The 22,130-nt window shown below is 51.0% G+C and carries 6 protein-coding genes and 2 pseudogenes; all 8 read right to left on the bottom strand.

What is annotated here, in order from left to right; all coding sequences use genetic code 11:
• Positions 1-497: 497 nt before the first annotated feature.
• Positions 498-1,610, bottom strand: a pseudogene (locus NFR55_RS09165) (ABC transporter ATP-binding protein); the annotation flags it as partial.
• A gap of 141 nt (positions 1,611-1,751) precedes the next feature.
• A complete protein-coding gene (locus NFR55_RS09160; RefSeq protein WP_251548450.1) occupies positions 1,752-6,569 on the bottom strand; it encodes a hypothetical protein in 4,818 nt (1,605 codons plus the stop codon).
• Complete coding sequence (locus tag NFR55_RS09155; protein ID WP_251548449.1) at positions 6,566-8,617, bottom strand: leucine-rich repeat protein; 2,052 nt, start codon at positions 8,615-8,617, stop codon at positions 6,566-6,568. The genes NFR55_RS09160 and NFR55_RS09155 overlap by 4 nt, the downstream gene beginning before the upstream one ends.
• Positions 8,604-9,323: a hypothetical protein gene (locus NFR55_RS09150; protein WP_251548448.1), complete on the bottom strand. Its 720-nt coding sequence runs from the start codon at positions 9,321-9,323 to the stop codon at positions 8,604-8,606. The genes NFR55_RS09155 and NFR55_RS09150 overlap by 14 nt, the downstream gene beginning before the upstream one ends.
• Before the next feature lies 1 nt (position 9,324).
• Positions 9,325-10,392, bottom strand: a complete 1,068-nt coding sequence (locus tag NFR55_RS09145; protein WP_251548447.1) for a hypothetical protein — start codon at positions 10,390-10,392, stop codon at positions 9,325-9,327.
• A 17-nt stretch (positions 10,393-10,409) separates the two neighbouring features.
• Entirely contained in the window at positions 10,410-19,769 is a 9,360-nt protein-coding gene (locus tag NFR55_RS09140; protein ID WP_251548446.1) for a hypothetical protein, read from the bottom strand.
• A 55-nt stretch (positions 19,770-19,824) separates the two neighbouring features.
• Positions 19,825-21,891, bottom strand: coding sequence for a hypothetical protein (locus tag NFR55_RS09135; protein ID WP_251548445.1), 2,067 nt, complete (start codon positions 21,889-21,891; stop codon positions 19,825-19,827).
• 30 nt (positions 21,892-21,921) lie between these two features.
• A pseudogene (locus NFR55_RS09130) lies at positions 21,922-22,130 on the bottom strand (hypothetical protein); the annotation flags it as partial.

The raw sequence follows: 22,130 nt of genomic DNA, 5'->3' as shown, positions 1-22,130 counted from the left end.
ATCATGTTGAGCTTGGTTTTGCCGAACGCAACGGTTGCGGTCGTGCCGTCTTTAACTGTGATGAGCGCGGTTGCGGTGTTGTTGGTAACGGGCTTGTAAGCTATGAGTTTTTCGTTCTGGTCAACGTCGCGGAGCTGTATGCTGTCGGGACGAACGAAGAGCGAAATCTTGTCGCCGGGGGCAATGCTGCTATCAAGCGGGTGCTTGCTTACAAGGAAACCTTTTTTGCCGGGCACTACGCTGAACGCGGCGGTATAGCGGGGATATTTTTCTATAAAGTCCACCACTCCGTCAATCTTAACGCAACCCTCTTCTTCGGTTTCCGAAAGGTCGTCGGGCGCGATTTCGAGAACTACGTCGCGATTGATTTGCTCGAGGTCGGTAAGACGCTCGGAAAGTTCTTTGCTTACGGGTATTATTATGTTGCCGAAACGCACAACGAGTCCGTCTTCGCCGGCAAGGAATTTAGCCGCAATGCGGTTTGCTTTGGGCACGCCCATTATGGTGAGCTCGGTATCGGGGTCGAAGAAATGAATGTGGTTCGCGTCTATGGCAAGGTTCACGTTTTCTCCGGTTGCGAACTGCGAGCGGGCGTCTATACGCGCAACGGTGTAATCCTCTTTGCCGTCTACCTTCATGTAGAGAATGGTTTCGTTACCGAGTTTCTCTATAACGTCTATTTCCGCGTTTATAACGGTGTCGGGATTGGAGGAGATGAAAATCTCTTCGTCGTGGATATCTTCGGGACGAACGCCCATAACCACTTCTCTGCCGATATAGTAATCGTCTATAATGCGTTTTGCGCGGCTTTCGGGAACGAGTATTTTGTTGTTGCCGAATACCGAGTAAATCTTGTCGCCCTCTTTTACGAGCTGAGCCTTAAAGAAATTCATCTGCGGCGAGCCGAGGAAAGAAGCAACGAAAAGGTTTTCGGGGTTGTCGTACAAGCAAGTGGGCGTGTCAATCTGCTGAATGATACCGTCTTTCATAACCACTATGCGTGTACCCATGGTCATAGCTTCGGTTTGGTCGTGGGTAACGTAGATAAAAGTGGTTGCGAGCTTGTTGTGCAACTTGGTTATCTCGGTACGCATCTGCACGCGCAGTTTTGCGTCGAGGTTGGAGAGCGGTTCGTCCAAAAGGAACACTTTGGGTTCGCGAACTATAGCACGCCCCAAAGCAACACGCTGACGCTGACCGCCCGAAAGAGCCTTGGGCTTACGGGAAAGGAGCGGAGTTATGCCGAGAATTGCGGCGGCTTCTTGCACGCGCTTGTCGATTTCCTTGCTGTTCATTTTGCGCAAACGCAAACCGAACGCCATGTTATCGTACACGGTCATGTGCGGGTAAAGCGCGTAGTTTTGGAACACCATCGCTATGTCGCGGTCTTTGGGCTCTACGTCGTTGACGAGCTTGCCGTCAATATAAAGTTCTCCGGCGGAAATCTCTTCGAGACCTGCCACCATACGGAGAGTGGTGGATTTACCGCAACCGGACGGACCTACGAATACGATAAATTCTTTGTCGTCTATCTCCAAGTTGAAGTCGCTTACGGCTTTTACTCCGCCCTGGTAGATTTTGTAGATGTGTCTTAACGACAGACTTGCCATTTTCTTCCCTCCATAAAAGTATTTATGTTTTTTTAACAATTATATTATACTATAATGCGCCCGATATTATCAACTACATAATGAACAAATTTTACGAGCGCGATTTATAGAATATGCACAATGCGTTCTTTAAGAGGAGCATTAGGACAATTGCGCTACGGCGCGGCGAATATCGTCGTCGGAAAGCGAACGCGCTTCGGTTTCTTCCCCGCTCGCAATATCCCAAACGCTTTCATTTCGGAACTCGTAACCGCTTATAAGTCCGATATCCTGCGCCGCATACAAAAGTTCGCATATCCTGAACTTGAGCATATCGCAGGCAATATACGGCTCTATATCTTCGGGCAAATCCGAAACGCCGTTCAAAGAAGGCATTGCGAACGAGTCGCCCGCGGGCAATACGCCGAGCATTGCCTCCGCCTGCCCCGCGGTGGGCACGACTACGAAATCGCCGTTTTCGCTCGGCGCGGCAACTCCGTTTTGGAGCGCGGCTCTCTCGCACTTAATTGCGTTTTGCTTGCTCACATACAAATGTTCGCCGTTCGTCTTTTTTGCTACGGTTGCCCGCAGTATCGCGCTGCGCGATATTTGCGCATGGTGCGTTTTGTCGGGCAACGACGATATGCCGCTCCACCCGCTCAGATTGCCGTTCGGCGCAATCAGCGTAAACGCGTTCAAAAGCGCGGTGATTTCGTTCGGCTCAATCACGCCGTATTCGGTAACCGCACTCATCGGCACGAACAAATCTTCTTTTCGCAGTATGTTTACGGTAAGCGACGCGTCCACAAGATAAGACTTTCCTACTTTGTCGTTGATTTTGCCCAAATCGTCTATGCCGAAATTCGCGGCAGTGCCGTCAGTGCCCGCAACGTCTATAAGCGCGCTAATCTCGCTCTCCTTGTATATGGCGTAACCGTCGATATACGCTTTGTCGTGGTGCGCGAGAGTGCCGTGGGTTTTGATAACGTCTTGCACCGACTTTGTTATGCACGCCGCAACCAACTTGGAAGCATACAAATCGTCGAGATTGTCGCTCAAGAATTGCATGCTGTCGAAATTCAGTTTGCCAACCTTGTCGGCAACGCTGTTGCCCTCCACTCCTTCGGTGAGTTTGCTCACGGCGGTTACCGCGCCGCTCATTTCTTGCTTAAGATAAGTTAAGTCGAATTCGTCCTTTAAGGAGTCGCGCGTTTCTATAACTATGCGCTCGGAGGTAAACACGCCGTCAACCTCGTTGGTTACCACCTTTCTTATTATATACGAGCCGTATATCGCGTCGAGTTGACTGCCGCCGCCGTTTCCGAACGGCTTGTTCAACGCAAGCAAGTGCTGTTCGGCTTTCGCGCTTATATCCTCTTTTGTGCCGCCCGCCTCGGCGTTTGTGCCGAAGAAATCTTTGAGTTCGAAAACTGTTACGGAGTTTACAAGCGATTCGAGTTCGTCATGCGTGTAGTACCAACTCGAGCAAAAACCGTTATACCGTTTCGCCTTTTGCAAACTCTTCTCGTCTTCGAACAGCAACTTGTCGGGGTCGTCGGTGCGCGTTATAGCCCACTCCTCTATAGCTCTGTCAATCTTATCGGTTATGTTGTGCAAAACTATTTCGGACGCGCAACAGTATTCGAGCCGCGTTTTGCCGCTGTTTTCGAACTCCGAGTTAAAGTCCGCGAGCCGCTCGTTGAGTTTGCGCTCGAGAAGTCCCTCGTCGTCGAAATTTATTTCCTCTTCGCCGTCGAGGTCGAACAAAGCGTCTATCGCATCGAGCAACCGCGTTAATTCCTTTTGCCAACTGTACGCTCCGCCGCGCTCCTCGAGCTCTTCCTTTTGCGCCGCGCGTTCGTACACTGCGGGCAAATCGAGAAATTGCTCGCCCGCTATAAAGTGCGCCATAGAGGCGCATATAATATAGCTCTCGAGCACGTTCTTGTGCGCGTTGAGCTCGCGCAAAATATCCGAAGCCGAACTTTCGGAATTTATGTTCATCTCCGAAATGTTTCCGAGCACGGTTACAAGCTCGCTCACGTTCACTACGCGGTCGATATCCTCGCCCGAAAGATAGGTGCACGCGTCTTTGGGCACTATCATGGTAAAGCCGCCGCCAATATCGAAATTATCGGAAAGTATGCTTTTAGACGCCGAGAAATGCAACACGTCGGATGCGAAAAGCGTTTCGAGTTCGTCGTCGGTCCAGTCCCTGTCGAGTATTTGGTCGGTCAAATCGGCGGAATTGCCGAGCAACGCGGAAATATCTATATAATCGAGAGCGTTTGCAATCTTGCCGACTTCGCCCGCCGAGCCGCGTTTGTCGGTAAGCCAATTATCGGGAATATCTCGCGCTCCGCCGCCCTCGGGTATTTTGAGCCACGAAGGGATAACTACGTAGTCGTTGTTTGCCGTTTCGCTCAGCACGGCGTGGGCTATGCTTCCCTCTATAATTCCGTTGCCGCCTTTAAGCACTTTTTTGAAAGCCTCGTTTTCGAGCAATTCTTTCATATCCGCGTCCTCGAGAGTTTTGAGAGCCTCTCTCAACTCGGGGTCGCAAAGTTGCTCGAACAAATCGGCGAGCACCTCTTTTTCTATCATGCGCCCATCCGTCCCGCTTTCGCAAACCGAATACGGAACAATCAACGACTCGGCTTCGAGCTCTAACATCAAGTTCGAAGCAAGCGAACGCAAGAGCGATGACTCGGTGAAATAGTAAGAAAGCGGCTTGTTGTATCCCTCTTTGATTTCTCCGAAGCCCGAAATTAAATCTATAATTTCCGAAAATTCCGAATTGTCGGAAGAGCCGTCGCCTTCCGAATTGCCGCCTATGGCGTTAATTATCAGTTTGCGATACTCCTTTTCGGTGCCCATAAGGCGCACCCCGAGCAAAAGATTGTATATTTCGCCGTGCTTTATTAAATTGCCCGAGGAGTCGTAGGTGTTTTCGTAAGTCATACCGCTCGGAATATATATGTTTTCGTTCACGGCGCGAAACAGTTCGTATATAAACTGCTCCTGCATGTAATCGGTAACGAGCACCTTTCCGAACAGTTTGGACTTTGCCAAAGCCTCGCAGCAATTGTCGTAACGCGTAATATTAAGCTCGTAGTCCGGCTTTTCTTTATCGAACAGCGACAGCAAGTGCTCGAACGCGCTCCCCTCGCCCTCGGTCGCCGATTTTATCAGACCGTAGCCGTCGCCCCAAACGGTTAAAAGCGAATTGATTTCGCTTACCCACTTTACGTTTTCGTTCTTGAGCGCGCCGTACTCCACTTCGTTTCCGCCGTCCTCCGTGGAAAGATACACGTTGGCGAGAAAACAGTACAGCCGCGTAAACACGGGATTGAACTCGCTTTCGCGCGACGGCGACAGCATGGAAAGCCGTTCGAGGTGCGGCATAAGCTCGTTCACCATTTCCAGCGTGCCCATATCCGACTCGGTATTCGCCTCCGAGGTTAAAATGGAAACCACCAATTTGTAAACGGTTTTCGCGTCGGAGCGGCGGAACACGTTGGTAAAATTGAGAACGGGTTGATTTTTACCCGTCGCGCCGCTCGCCTCGTCGGGAATGTACGGGCTCAAATAGCCGGGCTTAAACAGCAGTTTGAGCATTTCTCGGTTGGTTTCGCCGATTGAATTCGCAAACGAGGTATTGTCTATTTCGCTTATAATGGAGTTAATCGCGCTTAGCGCAAAGTTAATTATATAAGTTTGAGCCTCGAACCCGTCTATAAGAGTTTCGAACTCGGCTTGAAATTCGGGGCGGCACATCACTTTCAAAATAGCGTCCGTTTTGTCGCCGTCATACGTTCCCAAAAGCACGGGCTTTATTTCCTCTTCGCCGTGCTTAAGCAGAAGGCTCAAGGTTTGGCGGGCAAAGCCGCTGTACGCGCCCAGCTCTTTGCGCAGTTTTATGTTGGCGTTTATTCCCGCCTTTTGGTCTTCGAGCCCGCCCGAAAATATGAGGTCGGCGGCAAAGAGATAGTACGGCGAGTCGTCGGTGCTCTTAAACTTATTTAGGAGCTTGAATATGCCGTGATTGCCGTAGTCCTCCACCGAGCGGAAAACCGAATATCCGAAATCGTAATTATCGTCGCCGAAAGAGTATTCTTCGAGCGTGCCGTCGCCCGTGCCGCCCGCCGCGATAAACAGCAAACTGCCCAAGAACGACAGCGATATAAGACCCGCGGCAAGCCCTCGCACAAACCCGAGCACGCCGCCCGCCGCGGAGTGCTTGCGGTAACTCGAGTCGGTTTTGTTCGCCGCCATGAGCGCGTCTTTGCGCTGTTTGTACTTGCGTTCGGAATAGGCGCAGTGATACACGATATAAAGCACGAACACCAAAAACAGATAAACAATATAGCACAAAATCGCAAAAGCGATTTGATACGCCGCGTCTACGATTGTGGCGATATACGCGCCGTTGTCGCGCAGTATAATGTTTACCTCCGTTCCGAAGCCGCCCAAAATTCCGGGGATATATTCGGAGAGCACCTCGCGCATTGTGGAACACTCCGCGCTCACTCCGAGAGTGCTTGCGAAATCGCCGGTGAAAAGATTTGCCGCCTTGAGCGCAAGCTCGTCTACCGCTTCGCTGTTAATGCAGAAAAAGTACAGCCCTATGCACACGGCGGCGGCGCACAGCGATTGCACCATGAGTATCGCGCTTTTGCGAAAACCGCGCGTTACGCCGAGCAACGTGGAGAAGAATATTACGAGCGCGAAATCCACGGTAGGAACCCACGCCACGCCCACTCGCACGGCTTCGCTCGGCTCGTCTATCGCGAGCACGATTATATATTTCGTAAAAAGCGCAACGCCTATTAAAGCAATTGCGACGAGCAGAAATATAATCGCGCTTTTAATTCCCTTGCCCCGCCATATAAACACCGCTATGAGCACGGCAAAAGCGAGAAGCGCAAGTTCCCACTTCACGAAATCGAAATTTATTAAGTTTGCGCTCGAAAAAGTCATTTTTCTCCTTGCACCAAAGTGTACTGTATGTTGCGGTCGCCGCAATCGTCGAAATAGGTGCGTTTTACTTTGTTTGTGTCGATAATCAGCCGCTCTATTTTAACGCCGTTTTCCGACTCGGAAAACAGCTCGGAAAACGAGTCGCCGTATTTGCCGAGTTTGAGAGAAAGAGTGTCGAAATGCTCGAACCCCGCAAACGCGCCCGCGGCAACCGTATCGCACTCTATATAAAGCGAGGCAATAAACTGCAAACCAGAGAGCGCACTCGCCGAAATCGCGTTGTGCTTGCCGCTCTTAAGCTCCAAAGCTCGCAGACTTTCCATTTCGGAAATTCCCGCGTAAAGTTCCGAAAGCACGCCGTCGCGCAGTATGGGCAGAGAAAGTTTCGCTATATCGGCGTATTTGAAAGATATATACCCGCTTACCGCCACGCTCGGCGATATTTCGAGCGAATCGAGAGTTACGCCCTCCAAGCAGTTGTAATTATCGGAGGAAATCGCGCCCGATACAATGGCAACGCTATGCACGTTCGCGTCTTTTATTATATCGAAAAGACTTGCGCTCGGCGCAGGCATAACAAGCCGAGTAGCCGCGCAGTTTTTCAACACTCCGTAATATGCCGAAGCGGAGTTTTTGAGCTCAAGCTCCTCGAGGTTATGAAACGCCGAGAAAAACTCCTCGCTTATTTTCATATCGGTATCTATAACGAGCTTGTGCACGCCCGAGAGAAGCGAAGCGAATTTCGCGGTGTCGAAAATCTTGACCGCCGAGGGAATCGTAAGTTCCGAGCAATCGGGTCTTACGTCTTGCACCTCGCCCGCTTTAACCTCGAGGTTGTCGAAATACTCGTATCCGAGTCTGTGCACGCCGTTTATTTTCTCCACGTTTACGAGCGCGGCGAAATCCGCCTTATACGCCGATTTGGGGCAAAGGTCGGTAATGGTAAGGTTGTCGAAATATTCCGAAGTTATGCGCCCGCTCGGGAACGCGGCGTTGAATTCCAAACTCATTCCGCCCTTGCCGAACACCTCGAAAAGGCGGGTTACCTCGCAAACTTTCACGTTTAAGCGACTTACCGAATAAGAGCCGTAAAATCCGCCTTTCGACACCGTAGCAAGCGGCATATCCACGAAACGCAGATTTTCGCAAGAGGAAAACGCCCCGTTTGAAACAGTCGCCGCATGCTCGGACTGTACTCGCTCGAGGTTGGCGCAGTTTTCGAACGCGCCCGCCCGCACCGTTACGTCGGACGAAAACGTAACGCTTTTAACGCCCGACGGCCTCGTGAACGCGCCGCGCCCTATTTCCGTTACCCGCTTTCCGCCTATGCTCTCGGGAATAACGAGGTTTGTTTCGTAGCCCTCGTAGCCGAAAATCGCAACCGTGTCGCCCGATATCTTAACGTCATAGCCGTCTATGGTTTCGCGCGGAGAGGTTTGCCTGAACCATATGGCGGTGCCTATGCAAAACGCTATAACGAGCACCGCCGCCAAAATGTTGAAAGCGAGCGGAAATTTCGCCATGTTCTTCGCGCTCACCTCGCGCATTTGAAAGGCAATCGTTTTCTTTCTTTTTTTGCGCTTTTTGTCGGGCGGCGCGGTAAACGCGGCGGGAGCGGGCTGCTCGCCGCGCGGCGCGGGCGTTTTGTTCGCCTCGGCAACGTAACGCTTAAACTCGTAGCCCGTATCGGTAAAGCTCCCCTTCTCCCAACGTATGCGGTCGAAATCGGCGGATATCAGCTTGACCGATATGCTCGCGCAGTTCTCGCTCAATTTGAGCTTTGCTTTGGGTACGAATTCGGCGTTTGCCTCGGCGGTGAACTTATCGTACACAACGAGCGATTTTGCTATCAAAGAGTCGGCTTCGTCGTACTGATAAACCTCGAACTGAACGCCGAACAGCTTTTGGTCGAGATTGTTGCAAAACTTCAAGAGCGCGCTCTTGCTCCCCTGCGCGGAGTCTTCGAACAAAATATATTCCCTAAGAACAACCACGTCGGAGGGGTTTTTGGTGTATTTGAATTTGGTAGTTTTCTTATAAGAAGTCATATTCAATCGCTCCTCCGCTCTGCTCTTTCACGTTCTTGCCGCGGAAACATTTTACCGATACGAAATACGCGAGCACTCCCAAAACGAACGCCGCCGCAATCGCAACGTAATTCAAGAGGTTATCGAAATACTGCTTTGAAAAAGACTCGCCCGCTATTATCTCCACAATCGCGTGGCGCACCGCGAACAGTCCGCAAAACAGCATCAAACTTTTCACGAGCGAGTAAAGGCGTATTTTTGCAACCGCAAGCGGACGGATTACGTCGGTGTTTATTACTTTATCGTCCACCGTGCCCACTACCACGTTTACGTATGCGCATCTGCGACTCAGCGTGATTATTTTGGAGCTGTCGCCGCTCGTGGAATACTGGTCTATCTTTAGCACCGATACGGGGCGTTTGCCGCGCGAATACTGCATAACGTAGTAGGTTATGTTTTTGAACCGCCGAGCAAAGTTGCACACCAAAAATTTGTCGTACAGCGTTTTGCAAATCACGTACTTTTTAATATACTTGCGAGTTTCGCCCGACGTGAAATAGATAGAATTGTACGAGTTTCCCGTCTGCTCGTTCTTGATAAGCTCGTCCTCTTCGAAATTGTGATAGTACACGTTTTTGAGAAATTTGGCGCATATGAGTATCACGGCAAACGCCGCGAACAACGCCGCCGAAAGTATGCACAGCACTCTCCACACAAATACAGTCATATTATTCCACCTGCCCGTTTCGGTCTTGTTCGGTTATCTCTACGCCTTCCGCGCTCTCGGCGCTTTCCGCACTTCCCTCATTTTCCGCGACGTCGTTCTCGCGGAACACGCCCATTTTAGGCTCGTAATCGGTGGGCGGCACGTAGCGCACGTCTTCCTTTCGGTCTTGAGGTTCGGGCGCGGAGTCGAACAGCCTGTTTAAGTCGCCGTCGAGCCCGTTCATTTCCGCGCCGCACCCGTGCGCTTTGAGCACGAACACGCCCTTCGTGCGGTTCTCGAGCGCGGACGGGTCGAGCGAAATATCTTCGAACAGTTCGGTCACGGCTATATCCCCCGCAAGCGTAAACAGCGGCGCAAACGCCGCGAACACCGCGAGCGCGATAAGTATCCATACCGCGCACAGTATGAGCAAAAGCACGGGCGACGAAACAAGTTGCACGATTGCGTACAAAACGCCGTACGCCGCCGCAAGATACGCCGCCTTTACGAGAACGGGCACGAACACGCTGAGAAAGTACGCGAACTTGCCGCTCCTGCGCATGGTTTCGGTTGCCGCAACCATAACCGCGGTTGCCGAAACCTTTTTGTTGGAGTCTACTATATACGGCACGGGCGCAAACATTATGCCCACGCCCAAGGCAAACAACACCGCGCCCGCAAGGCACGGCAACGCGAACACCGCGGCGAGTATTTCGGGTCTTGTCATTGCCGCCGACGCGCCCAAAAGATAGCCGAACAGCCAAAAGCCGTAAGCGAGGGCGCACAATGCCGCCGCACCGCCGAGGGCTATCAAAATCACGAGCGTAACCGAGAGCACGGTCGCGCCGAATTTGTTTCCGCCGTCTACCCCGCCGAACGCGCGAGTCACCGTAAGCGTTCCTTCGCGCTTTGCTATCTTCGCCCTGCGAATATCGGAAACCCAAAATATCGCGCCGAAAAAGGGTATCAGCCGCCCTATCGCGGAAGCGAAATAATACAAAAGGTATTTGAGGTATCCGCCGCCCGAATACAACACTTTTGCCGCCGTGCGCATGCCGTTGCCGAAATAATACTTAAATCCGCGGTTCACTTTTCATCCTCCTAAGCTCATTTGCTTATATCGTAAAATCTGCCGTAATTCAAACTTCTCACCGTGTAATGCCGCAATCCGCTCGAGTCGAGCCGAACGGTTATGGAGATAAACACGGGCGAGCCACCCTCACGGTCTATCCGCACGTAATGACCTTCGCCGCTCAACTTATAATATACGTAGCGGTCCGACTCTATAAACAGCCCCTCGGGGTCACGGTCCACCACGTGCTCCTTGAACGTATATGCGGACAGTTTGTTGCCGTTCACCCAAACCGACTCGCCCGAAATCGTCACTTGCGCTTTCTCCACCTCTATAGCCGTGTTTTCGGCGTAATCGTAAGCGATTGCGTAAAGTGCGCTCACGTCGTTGCCCGCGCCGTCTTTTACCTTCACGGTTAACCAACGCGGCTGAAGCCCAACGCGCACCGTGAGCGTTACCGCTCCCACCTCGGCTACGTGTCCGCCGTAAAGTCCGCTCGCCGTAAAGAACGAGGCGTCGGAAATGCCGAGCTCTTTGTATAAGTTGCGTTCCGTGCCCGTGTATTTGTAAACGGAGTTTATCCCCGCGGGACGGCGCGTTACGTTCACCTGCGCCGCTATTCTGTTGAAAGAAATTCTAACCGTATTATTTTCAAACTTTATTTCGTAGTTTGAAGATACGTCGATTCCGTAGGAGTCAAACATTTTGCCGCCCGAATACGCGTATACGCCGAACGCCGATACCGAAAGCGGCACTTCCGCCTCGAGCCTGTCACCCACTCGGTCGAAAGTTTTTTCGGAGTATCCTTTCATGGAGCGTTTAACCTGCATTAGCTCGAAAACGTGCCCCTCTGCCGCGCCCGTCGTTTTATTGCCGAATACGAGCGCGTTCGCCTTGGAGCTTCCGCTATATTCGAGTTCTACGGAGTCGGTTTCGGGCGCGACTGTCACGGCGCGTTTGGTTATTTTGTAAGTAAATCGGCAATCGTTGGAAATATTGAGCGTACCCGTATACTCGACTCCGTTAAGGAAATATCTTACGTTTTTATACGTGATAACGTAGTCTCCCGCGTTGAGCACGCGCTTGTTTTGAGCGGTAAGCTCGCTCCCGTTCAGCGTTACGCCGTCTATTTCGGCGGTGAACGTAAGTCTCCCGGAATTGTTAACAGTGCCCTCCACGGTGCCGAAATGTTCCGCGCCGCTATATACCGCTTCTTTGCCGGCGTTATAAGGGCTAAGCATGGCGGTATCGGTTATGAACAAATCGCCCGCCGTATACGTAAAATCGGTAAAATCGAAATTATGACTGTTGTCTGCTCCCGCCGCGCTGTATATCTTGAGTCCGTCGGGTCGGTTCTCCTTTCGGTCGCCGGGATAAAGCACGCTCGTGCTCCAACCCGCGCCCGCAAACTTAAAGCCCTCGGGCAAATTCTCGAACGAAAGGTCGCCGTCTTTGCCGAAAAGCTCGTAGCCGTCGAAAGTCTTTTCGCTTTTGTTAACCGCGAGCATAACTCCGTGCCCCGCCAAGCCGTATTTCTTTACGTTAAGTTGCAAAGCGAACTGCCCGAGTGCGAGCATATCCGAATTTTCAAGCACGTAGTTGCTGTTTTCGTCGAGCACCGAAACTCCGTTCACGCGCACGCCGGTAAGCGTAACAACGTAGTCGCCCGCGTCGCATATTCTCGCCGCCGACCCGTTTAGCACGGCGCGGTATTCCACGGTGAGAATATCGCGGCTCACCACGTTAGAAAGATTGCCTATAAACTCGGCGGGCGCAAGCTCGAACTCGGAGCCGTTGAACTCCCGCCCGTTATCGGGATTAGCCGCAAACGCGAGCACCCGCGGAGTAATCACAACCGGCGTAAGCTCGTATTCGAGAACGTAGTTGTCTTTAAGCGCATTGCCGTATTCGCTGAAGAAACCGCCGAGCGAGTCAACTATATCGTAGCTTTCGAGCGAGTAGTCGGAGTACGTGCCCGCGTTTACGAGCCGCTCCCACACGGCGTTTGCAAATCCATGGTCTTTCATAAATCCGCTTGCCTGCGGCTCGGCTATCTCGAACGGATTGCCGTTATACTCCCGCCCGTATGAGCTCATTTGCACCCGCACGGTAACCGTAGCTTTGTTTATAGTAACGACTCCGAAATTCGCAACTATATCGTAGTTGTGCGACACGTCTTGCTCGCTTCCGTCCGACAACTTTTTGATTATAGACACGTTGCGGTCGTTTGTGTAAACTCCCGCGTCGCAAGCGTTGTCAAGCCCGCTCCCGCCGCTCTCTACCACGGTATGCCCGAGCCTACGCATAACCTCGGCAACCTCGTCGGTTACCTGCGTGTTGCCCTCGCTCGCAACTTTAACCGTTTCGCCGTTGTAAGTGAATTCGCCGCCCGCCGTCGTTACCGATACAAACAGCTTTCTAATCTCGAAATAACTCGCAACGTCGTTCACCGTTATATCGTAGTTTGCGTTTCTCTCCGAGTCGGGCGCGATTATAAGCAAATACCGCGCAACCTCGGATACGCTGTTACTCGAAACGAATTCGCTCGTGCCGTCGGCGCGTATCACGGTGCCCTCGAACGCAACCGAGAAATAAAGTTCGTCGCCGTCGTAAACCGTGCCGCCGAGCAGATAATAGGCAACGCCGTCGTTAAGCTCGGCAACGGTTGCATAGCTTGCGGCCTCGCCGTCGTAATACTTGTATTTGCCGTCTACCGCTCTTATTACAACCTGCTTTTTGCTTATCTCTATTTCACCGTACAAATATTCGGTTTGCGAAAAATCGTAGTTTAAGAATATTTCCGATACGTTATCCGCCATAGCCGCACGCGCTTTATACTTGCCCGCGTTTATCGGCGCGGATATGGGCAAACCGCTCTCGGTAAAGTATTCGTAATCGAATTTTATATGCGGCGCGTCGTTTTCGGCTATGCCGAATTCGCCGTTTTCGCCCTCGGAATTAAAGCCTTTTACCGTAACGGGTTGTTTGCCGTAAGTTTCGGTAACTTTTTGCGGAGTAACCGAAATCACTTTGCGCCGCAGGATTTCGAGTCTTGCAATCTCGCCCGTAATATTATAGTTCTGCATGCCGTCGACGGTGGTGTAGCCGATTATGCGCACGGCGTAAGTGCCCGCGTTTATAGGCTCTAACACAATATCGCCGAGCAAATACTGCGCTATTATTTTGAGCCCGTCGCCCTCTATCACCTTGTTTTCTTCGGGCGTGTTTTCGCCGAGGACATACTCCCATTCGCCCGACTCGTCGTAAGCCGTTCCGTCGTACTGCCTGTCGAAAACTCTCGGCGTTAAGCGCACGGAGCGCTGATGAACGGTAAACGGAATATTCAACTCGTCCATGCGTGCAATCTCGTAGTTTTGCATGCCGTCCGCAGTAGCGTAGCCCGTAATGAAAATAAAGTAATTGCCCGCGTTTTCGGGCAGCGTAACCTCGCCGTCTTTGCGGAAATGCACGAATATTTCAAGACTTTCGCCGCTCACTACGCGGTGGTTTTCGTCGTCGGTAAGATATTCGAAATTGCCAAAACCGCTCTTATACTCGAATATTTCGCCGTTATACGTGTGCTCGCAATACTCGGGCGATATATAAAGCACTCGCGGCGTTATTTCAAGCGTGCCGTAATTTACGGTAAGCGCGTAGTTAAAGTACTTGCTGTCCTCGCCGCTCATTATCTTGAAGTGCAACTCGTTTTCCGCTTTGCCTTCGTGCACGTAAGTAACTTTCGCGCTGAACCGGTCGGTATCGTGCAAAAGCTCATGGTCTTTCACCAAATTGCCCTCGGTGATTTTCCACGAATACTTTACAAGCGGCGTGCCGTCGTAAGGCTTGGTCTCGGAGTCGGTAAGAACGGTTATCGGGCGCGGCGTTACTGTGATTTCGGGCGTGCCTGTATGCGCAATATTATAGTTATACGAAAGCGCGTTACCCTCGTAAACCTCGTATTCGGTGGTAACCGTTATGCCCGTATATTCGGTGCTCTCGAGCACGTCGGTTATCTTCGTTACCGTGCTTTCCATAGGGCGCAACGAGTGCTCCGCAAGCACAAGCGCGGGCAATCCGTCGTCTGCGGGCAATCCGTCGTCGCCCACGTGTTCAACGCGATAATCAAGCCCCTCGAGCGGGTCTCCGTCGTAAACTTTTTCGCTTTTTTCGCGCACAACGAGTATATTGCGCGGCGTTACCTTTATACTGCCCGCAACGGTTTGTATTACGTTGTAGTTTGCGGTTTTGTTGCGAGCGGCGTCTATGGCTTCGTCGTCCCAAATATCGCCGGGCATATCTATCTCGGCGGCGTAAATCAGATAACCGTATATGTTTATCTTTGTGCCGTCGGTCACGTCGGTTACCGAAATGCGATTGCCTTGAGCCACGGCAACGTGGTCGCCCACAAGCCCCGCCTTTCCGTCCTCTTCCCACTCGCCGTCGGCGTTTTCATAATAATGAATAACCGAAGCGGTATCGTTATAATGAGCTTTGCCGTTATATTCCCACACGTAGTTTTTGCCGCTACGAAGAGTATCGTCATCCGACACGTAAATTTTCACGTTGCGGGGCGTAACGGTAAGAGTGCCGAAAGTATACGTTATGTTATAGTTTTCGGTCACCTCGCGCTTAATGTTGTCGGGGTTGAGTGCGTCGCCGAAAATCTTATATTGCGCCGAGTTGGTTTTCGTGCCCGCGTCGGTAATATAAGTTACGGTTTTGCCGTCCGCTTTAGCCTCGTGAAATTCAAGCAACCCCTCTATCGAGCCGTTTTGCGTGTAATCCGCGCTGTGAGCGATTGAGTCGTACTCCCAAGTATCGCCGCCCGTGTTTATGTGCAAGTCCTTTTTCTTTATCTCGAGCGTGCCGAACTCATACTCTAATTCGTAATCCTCGGAGATATCGCCGCCGTTGTAATCGAACGCCGCCGCACCCACATAATGCACCGTGTAATTTGCTGTGTTGGTTTTGGTAAACGCGTCGCGGAAATCTTCCATAGAGCCAACAATGAATTTGAGTTCCTGCCCCGCTATAAGTCCGCGCTTTGTTTGCGCGTTCTCTTCTTCCACGCTTGCGGGCGCGGGTATGCCTATATAATTATCGTCGTAAGTTTTGCTATCCGAACCCGTAGTTACTTTAAGCGGGCGTTTGGTAACGGTAAGCGTGCCGTACTCGTACGTAATATTGTAGTTATTGTTTATTATATAGTCTTTACCGTTAGAAGGAACGGTTTGAGAGCCGTCCGCCGCCACAACGGTATATTCGAGCACGTTGTTTCCATTTGCGGTTTGCCCCACGTGCGTTATGCCGCCGAACTTAGAAACAAGTTTTAATTTATGCCCGAGCACGAAAGCGGGTTTGCCGTCTACGTTTCCGTCTTCGTTCAAATGTACCGCTGTTTCTCCGCTTTCGGCTGTAAGCGGCGTATCGTCGTAAACCTTGCTCGCCGACGGAGTGATTACGCAAATAGTGCGGCGAGTTACGGTAAGGTTGCCGTCGTTTTCCGAGTAAAAATAGTTTGCGATTTTGTAGTTTTGCGCTATGTTATCCTCGGTATCGCACTCCACCGTATATTCGGTGGTTACGAATACCGAACCCGCGTTTGTAAGTTCCGTAACAGTATCTTCTATGGGCACAAGACGGTGAGAGTCGCTTACGAGAGCTTCACCCGCATATCCCATAGGGCGATTAACGGAAAATTTCGTGCCGTAAAGCGGCGTTCCGTCATATTCTTTCACCATGCCGTAACGCGTAACGGTTATTAACCGCGGAGTTACGGAAAGAGTACCCTTTTCGGTATGCTTAAAGGCGTAGTTCTTCGTCACATCGGCGTTGCCGTCTTTTATCTTGTATTCGTAATAGTTTTCAAGCCCGCTTTCCCATACGTTGGTTATATATATCTTTTGAGTAACCGACTCGTATTCGTGCTCGTCACCGCCCAAAAGACCGAAACCGTCTATAATGTTTCCGTCTTTGTCCGCGTGGAAAAACTCGGCTTCGTCTCCGTAGTGCGCTTGCCCGTCGTATTCCCAAGAATGCGACAATACCCTTACGTACAAATTGCGCGGCGTTACCGTGAGCGTGCCGTACTCGTAAGCAATATCGTAATTGCGCGTTAGGTCGGGATTTTCGCTGTCTATATTTACTATGCGCACGGCAAATTCGTTTCTAAGCGTTCCCGCGTTCGTTATGCTCGGAACAGTGCCCGCCGCGCCTATGGAGTGATTATCGCAAAGATTATCGTATTTTACGCCGTTGTCTTTAAGCTCCTTGCCGTCGTACTCTTTAGCGTTCGAGTTCGTAGTAACTTTTATAGGTCTGCGTTTTACCTTTATTTTGCCCGCGGTAACTTTGAGCGTGTAGTTGGCTTTGTCCGTGCCCGCTATATCCCAACTTACGAGCGAGTTGTCGCCGCTCGTTACGTTTGCGTTTTCGTAGCCCGAGCCGTCGAATAATACCTCGTTGAATACGCGAGTGTCTATTATAAGCGCGTGCCCGCCAACGATATCCAAATAATCCACGCCGTTATCGCTTTGAATTTTGTACGTGAATTTTTCGTTAAACTCGTGGTCTTTGCCGTCGTAAGTAAATTCGTCGCTTGCCGTTTCTATCCACAAAGGGCGCGGCGTTACGGTGAGAGTGCCGTACTCCGCGGTAATTTCGTAGTTGTGAGTTTTATATACCTTCACGCCGTTTTCCATGGCGTAAATAAGATATTCGAGTTTGTTGGGCGTGCTTCCCGCGTTTACTATGCTCGAATTTTCGATTACCTCGGTTTGGTGACCGTACTTAGAAACAAGACTGCCCGCGGTAATTTCCCGCTCTTCCCACACGTGAGTATCGGCGTCGTACACAAAACTCTTATCGCGGCTTTTGATTGTTACGGGTCGTTTGGTAACCGTTAGAGTGCCCTTTACGGTAGTGATTGCGTAATTGTTCGTTACGTTTGCGCCGCTTGCGTATATCGCGAATTCGCCCGCGTTAGGCTTTTCGCCCGCCTCGGTTATTTCGTCGAGCGCGTTAACTCGCGATATTTCGTGCCCCGAAACGAGTTTGCCGTTTTGCGTAAAGCCGCCGTTACCGAGAGGGTCGCCGTCGTAAACTTTGCTATCGCTCGCGTTTGTAATAACTATAGTGCGGCGAGTTACGGCAAGCGTGCCGAATATATAAGTTATACTGTAATTCGCGCTCACGGTAGTGCCGCTTGAGTCGAGCACGTCGAACTCGGTGTTATTGTTTCCCGTCGCGTTTGCCGTGTAGTCGGTAACGCTCGCGATTTTGCCCGCAACGGCACGCAGAGTGTGCCCCGCGGCAAGACGGTCGGCAGTAGCGGACTCGGTAGACAGCGGGCGCGAGTCGTACTCTTTGTTCGCGTTCGCCGTGGTTACTCTAATTTCCCGTTCAAAAAGATTGAGCGTGCCCGCGGTAACGCCCGTAATAAGATAGTTCGCGCTCACGTTCTCGCCCGCGGCGTTAAACACGGCGTAGTCGTCCTTTTTGTAGTCGTTGAGCTTGCCGCTCTCCGAAACATTGAGTACGGTAATTTCCGAAACTGCTTTTTTGATTTCGGCGTAGTGATTGAGCACGAAGCCGTCCGAGTTGCCGTTATGCTCGGCGGACAAAACGCGCTTAACGCTCTTATGCGTGCCGTCGTACTCCTCGTACAAACTGCCCGTATTAAAAGTTATGCGGCGCGGGAGTATCTCTATTTTGCCGTGATTAACCGTGATTTCGTAGTTTTCGGTGTAATCGCCGTAGCCGTACTCGCCCGTAACTTTAAGCTCGAGAGCGTTTTCGTATTCGCCCGCGTTTATTGCCTCGGTATCGGATACGACTGCAAATATCTGACCGCTCGCCGTACTGCCCGCGGTGATATCATAGCCGCGGAACACGTGCCGCTTGCCGTCGTATTCAACCGAGTCATCGCTTTGAGTGAGCACGCTCACTTTGCGCTTGTTTACTTTGAGTTTGCCGTATTCGTAATTTATTTTGTAGTTTTCAGAGTCGCCGCCCCGTATGGAAAGCGAAATTTCGTTATCTCTCTCGCCCGCGCCCGTAATATCCGAGTAGCGCGTTACGCCGAAATAAGCTCCCGCCACGAGTTTAGCGGAGTTTTCGGCATAGTCGTAGCCCGTCATAAAATCGGCGTTGCTGTGCGGTGTGCCGTCATACTCCCATTCTTTGGAGAGGGTTTTTATATTTATCTCGCGCGGAATGATTTTGAGCTTGCCGAACGTGGGCACCACGTTATAGTTATGCGTAACGTCGCGATTGTTTTTATCCGCTATGTGCACGGTAAAAGTGTTCGAAACCTCGCCTTCGGCTACGTTCGTAACGCTTCCCGTTGCGGTCACGCCCACGCTGTGCCCGCTCACCTCGCCGCTAAACGAATATTGCGGCTCGGTAAGAGGAGTGCCGTCGTAAGTTTTTTCCGCGCCTAACGTGGTTACGAAAATATCTCTTTGAATTATATCGAACGATACGTTTTCGGTAGGCACGCTTATATCGTAACGCGCGGTCACGTTTATTTCGCCCTTGAAAATCTTTACCGAGTCGGGTTTTACGCGCACAAAATACCGCCCCGCGTCGAGCGGATTGCCGCTTTCGCTCTCGATTTCGAACACAACTTTATCGCCTTTTGCAAGTTGCGCTTGAGTGTTGTTTGTAACCGCCGCCGAAAACTCTTGCGGCTCGCCGCTATAAACCGACTCGTACCGCGCGGCTCGCACCTCCGCTTTGCGCGGCTCGAATTTTACGGATTGCGAATTGAGCGTTACATCATAACAATCGGTTACGTTTTCGCCCGCGGCGTTGGTTATGGCAAGGCTTTCGCGGTTAACGCGCACCTCGGTTTGCTCGGTCGTATAGTCGGCAAAATCGTACTCGAGTTTTGCCACGTTGAGTTTGTCGGTGTAAATGAGTTTGCCCGGGTCGGCGTTCTCTTCGGATAGTTTTATTTCTATGTTTTTCGGATTGTCGCCGTACACCAAAGAACTGTCGAAAATGTTTATTTCGGCTTTTCTCGGCAATATTTCAAATATTTTTTCGCTTCCGTACTTTTTGCCCAAAGTTCCGCGAGTTACCGCGCGAACGCGGTATTTGCCCGCAAGCACAGGCTTTTTATTGCTCCACTCGCCCGAATTTTCGGAATAATATTCGCAAAAGGAGTCGCTCATAAACGCTTCGGCTTGCACAACCTCGTAACTTTCGCCGTAAAGCACATTTTCGGGCAATATAAAATCTTGCGTTATCATGCCCTTAGTGCACAAAAGCGTTGTAACGGCGGAAACAATCAAAACGAGCGCGGCAATAATGGGCACTTTGAATTTGAATACAAAGCGCTTTACCGCCGCTATCCGCTTTATTTTGTTTTTGTAAGCGTCGTAAGTAAACATTTTACCTCTCGTCAAACAATCTTGCCGCCGTTCTTATACTTATTATCTTTTGTTTTTATGCGTCCGTGTTACCAATAACGCTCCACAATCCGGTTGCCTCGTCATTATATTCGTAATTGTCTTTGTCGAGCACATAACCGGTTATCGTATAAGTATCATACTCACTCTCAGCCTTAAGCGCGGTTCCCGAAAAACTGTCGCCTTCCGCAAGCGAACCCGAAATTATCTGCAATTGTCCGAGCAGATATTCCGACGATACCTCTTCTAAATAAAAATCTTGCGATACGGTAAGTGCTTTAGCCGTTACGGTAATTTTGCGCTTTTGTATTTCCACTTTCACGGTAGCTTGTGAAATATCGTAATTCGCCGTCACGTTCTCGCCCGTTTCTTTATCTCGAATTACCGCGTTTACTATATTTTGCGACTCGTAAATTCCCGCGTTTATATGCTTTTCCGCAAGCACTGCCGAAGCAAAATATATTTCGGGCATTCTCTTGTCTTCGGGAATCGATTCGTCTACAACAAACTCAGCCATAAGGCAATCGAACACGGCGGGTTTGCCGTCGTATACTTTTGATAAGGTCTTTTCTTTACCGTAGCTAAAGTTAGGCAAAAGAGCTTTTTTCACCTCGTATCTGCCTTCGGTAACCTCGAGATTGTAATTACGCGCAATTCTTTCGTCTTTTATTCTCACGCTCGCCGAGTAAACGCGGGCGTTCTTTATCTCCTCGGTCGGTTCGAAATCGGTTTTCGACAGTCCCGTGCCGTTCAAAGCGGCGCCCTCTAAATACTGCGTTATATCGTGAACTTTGCCGTTATATACCTGCTCTGCATTCGCCGCAATAAGCTCGTTCAAATCTATTTTTATTGTGCGCGGCTCTACCTTGAGCGTGCCCGCTATCGCCGAAACCGTATAGTTGCCCGATACGTCTTCTTCGACTACGCTGCCCGAAACGGTCTTAGAGCGAGAAATAGTATACGTAAAGTCGTTTGATTTTTCGCCAACGTCGTTTATTGCGGCGCTATACGTAAGTTTAAGAATATCGCCGTCTACAATACCCGCGCTTGTTTTGGGTTCTTTGTCCTTTTTTAAAGTGTAATACTTGTACGTGCCCGAATTTTCGTCCGTATCGATTTCACCCGTCTGTATTCCGAAAGCGTTTTCGGCTCTAAGCAGAGGCTTAACGTACCGCCACGTTTTGCTCTTGCCCTCTATCACAACGGGCTTGGGAGTTACGGTAACCGTTGCCGACGTGCTCATTACCGTATAAAACTCGTTTGCCTCCGCGTTTCGCAAACTTATGCCGCGAACACGCACGCGAGCCGAGCCCACGTTTGTAATTCCCGTCCCGTCCGTTTCGCCGTCGAACTCCCATTCAACGCCCGTTATCTCGTGCCCTTCCATAAGCGAGCCGGATATAATGGTGTAGTTTTCGGGCGCGAGCGGCTTGCCGTTGTATACCCGTTCCACGCTTACGGGCGCGATTGTGAGCAACCGCTTTCGCACGGTAACGGTGCCCGAGGTGTACGCCATATCGTAATTTGCCGTTACGTTGTTGCCCGCGGCGTCGAAAATCACGGGTTCGTATTCGCCCGCTATGGGGCGCGAGGTGGGCGCGGTAACGCCCTTATCGAGCGGATTTACCTCCAGCCTGTGTCCCTCGCAAAGTCCGTTTTCTTCGAGCACGCTGAAGCGGTCGTTTATTACCGCCTCGCCTGTGTAGTCCGCCGATACGTTCGCTTGATTTACCGTTATGGTGCGCGGCGTAACCGTTATAGTGCCGGGAACTATGCGTATCTTGTATTGCACGCTCACGTCGTATCCGTCTTCGTCTATAACGCGCAAAGTCATGCCGCTGTCGCAGTCGCCCACGCCTACGAGTTCGCCCGTGTAAGACAACGCCTCTATAGTGTGACCGTTGAGCAGTTCGCCCTCCGCTATATCGAACGCCGACGCCCTGTGGGGATTGGCGTCGTAAGGCTCGGTGACGGAGCGCACTTTAACGGTGAGAGCAATAGGCTCTGCGGCTATAAGACCGGTTGCCGACAGCGCGAGAAAAGTAACCAATGCGACTGCCACGCACAGTATCAAAATTCCGAATATAAGTATTGAATTTCTCAATTTCGACATCTTCGTAACCTTGTAACCTTTCTATATATTTTGCTCTATGAGTCTTACCGACTCTTTGCACAGCGGCATTTTGTCCTCTCCGAACAGTTCGTCTAAGTACGAGCACAGCCCGTCCGCCGCCTGCTTTACGTATACGGGATTTTTGCTCTCCAGCTTTCGGAACACCTTGCGAGAAAGTATATCGTCTAACGCCTCCAGTTCCGTTCCTCCGCATGCAACAAGCACGGGCA

Source organism: Pumilibacter intestinalis, from assembly GCF_943193005.1.
Lineage (GTDB): Bacteria > Bacillota > Clostridia > Christensenellales > Pumilibacteraceae > Pumilibacter > Pumilibacter intestinalis.
The sequence above is the reverse complement of the archived record's forward strand: the minus strand, read 5'-3'. Positions and strand labels throughout refer to the sequence as shown.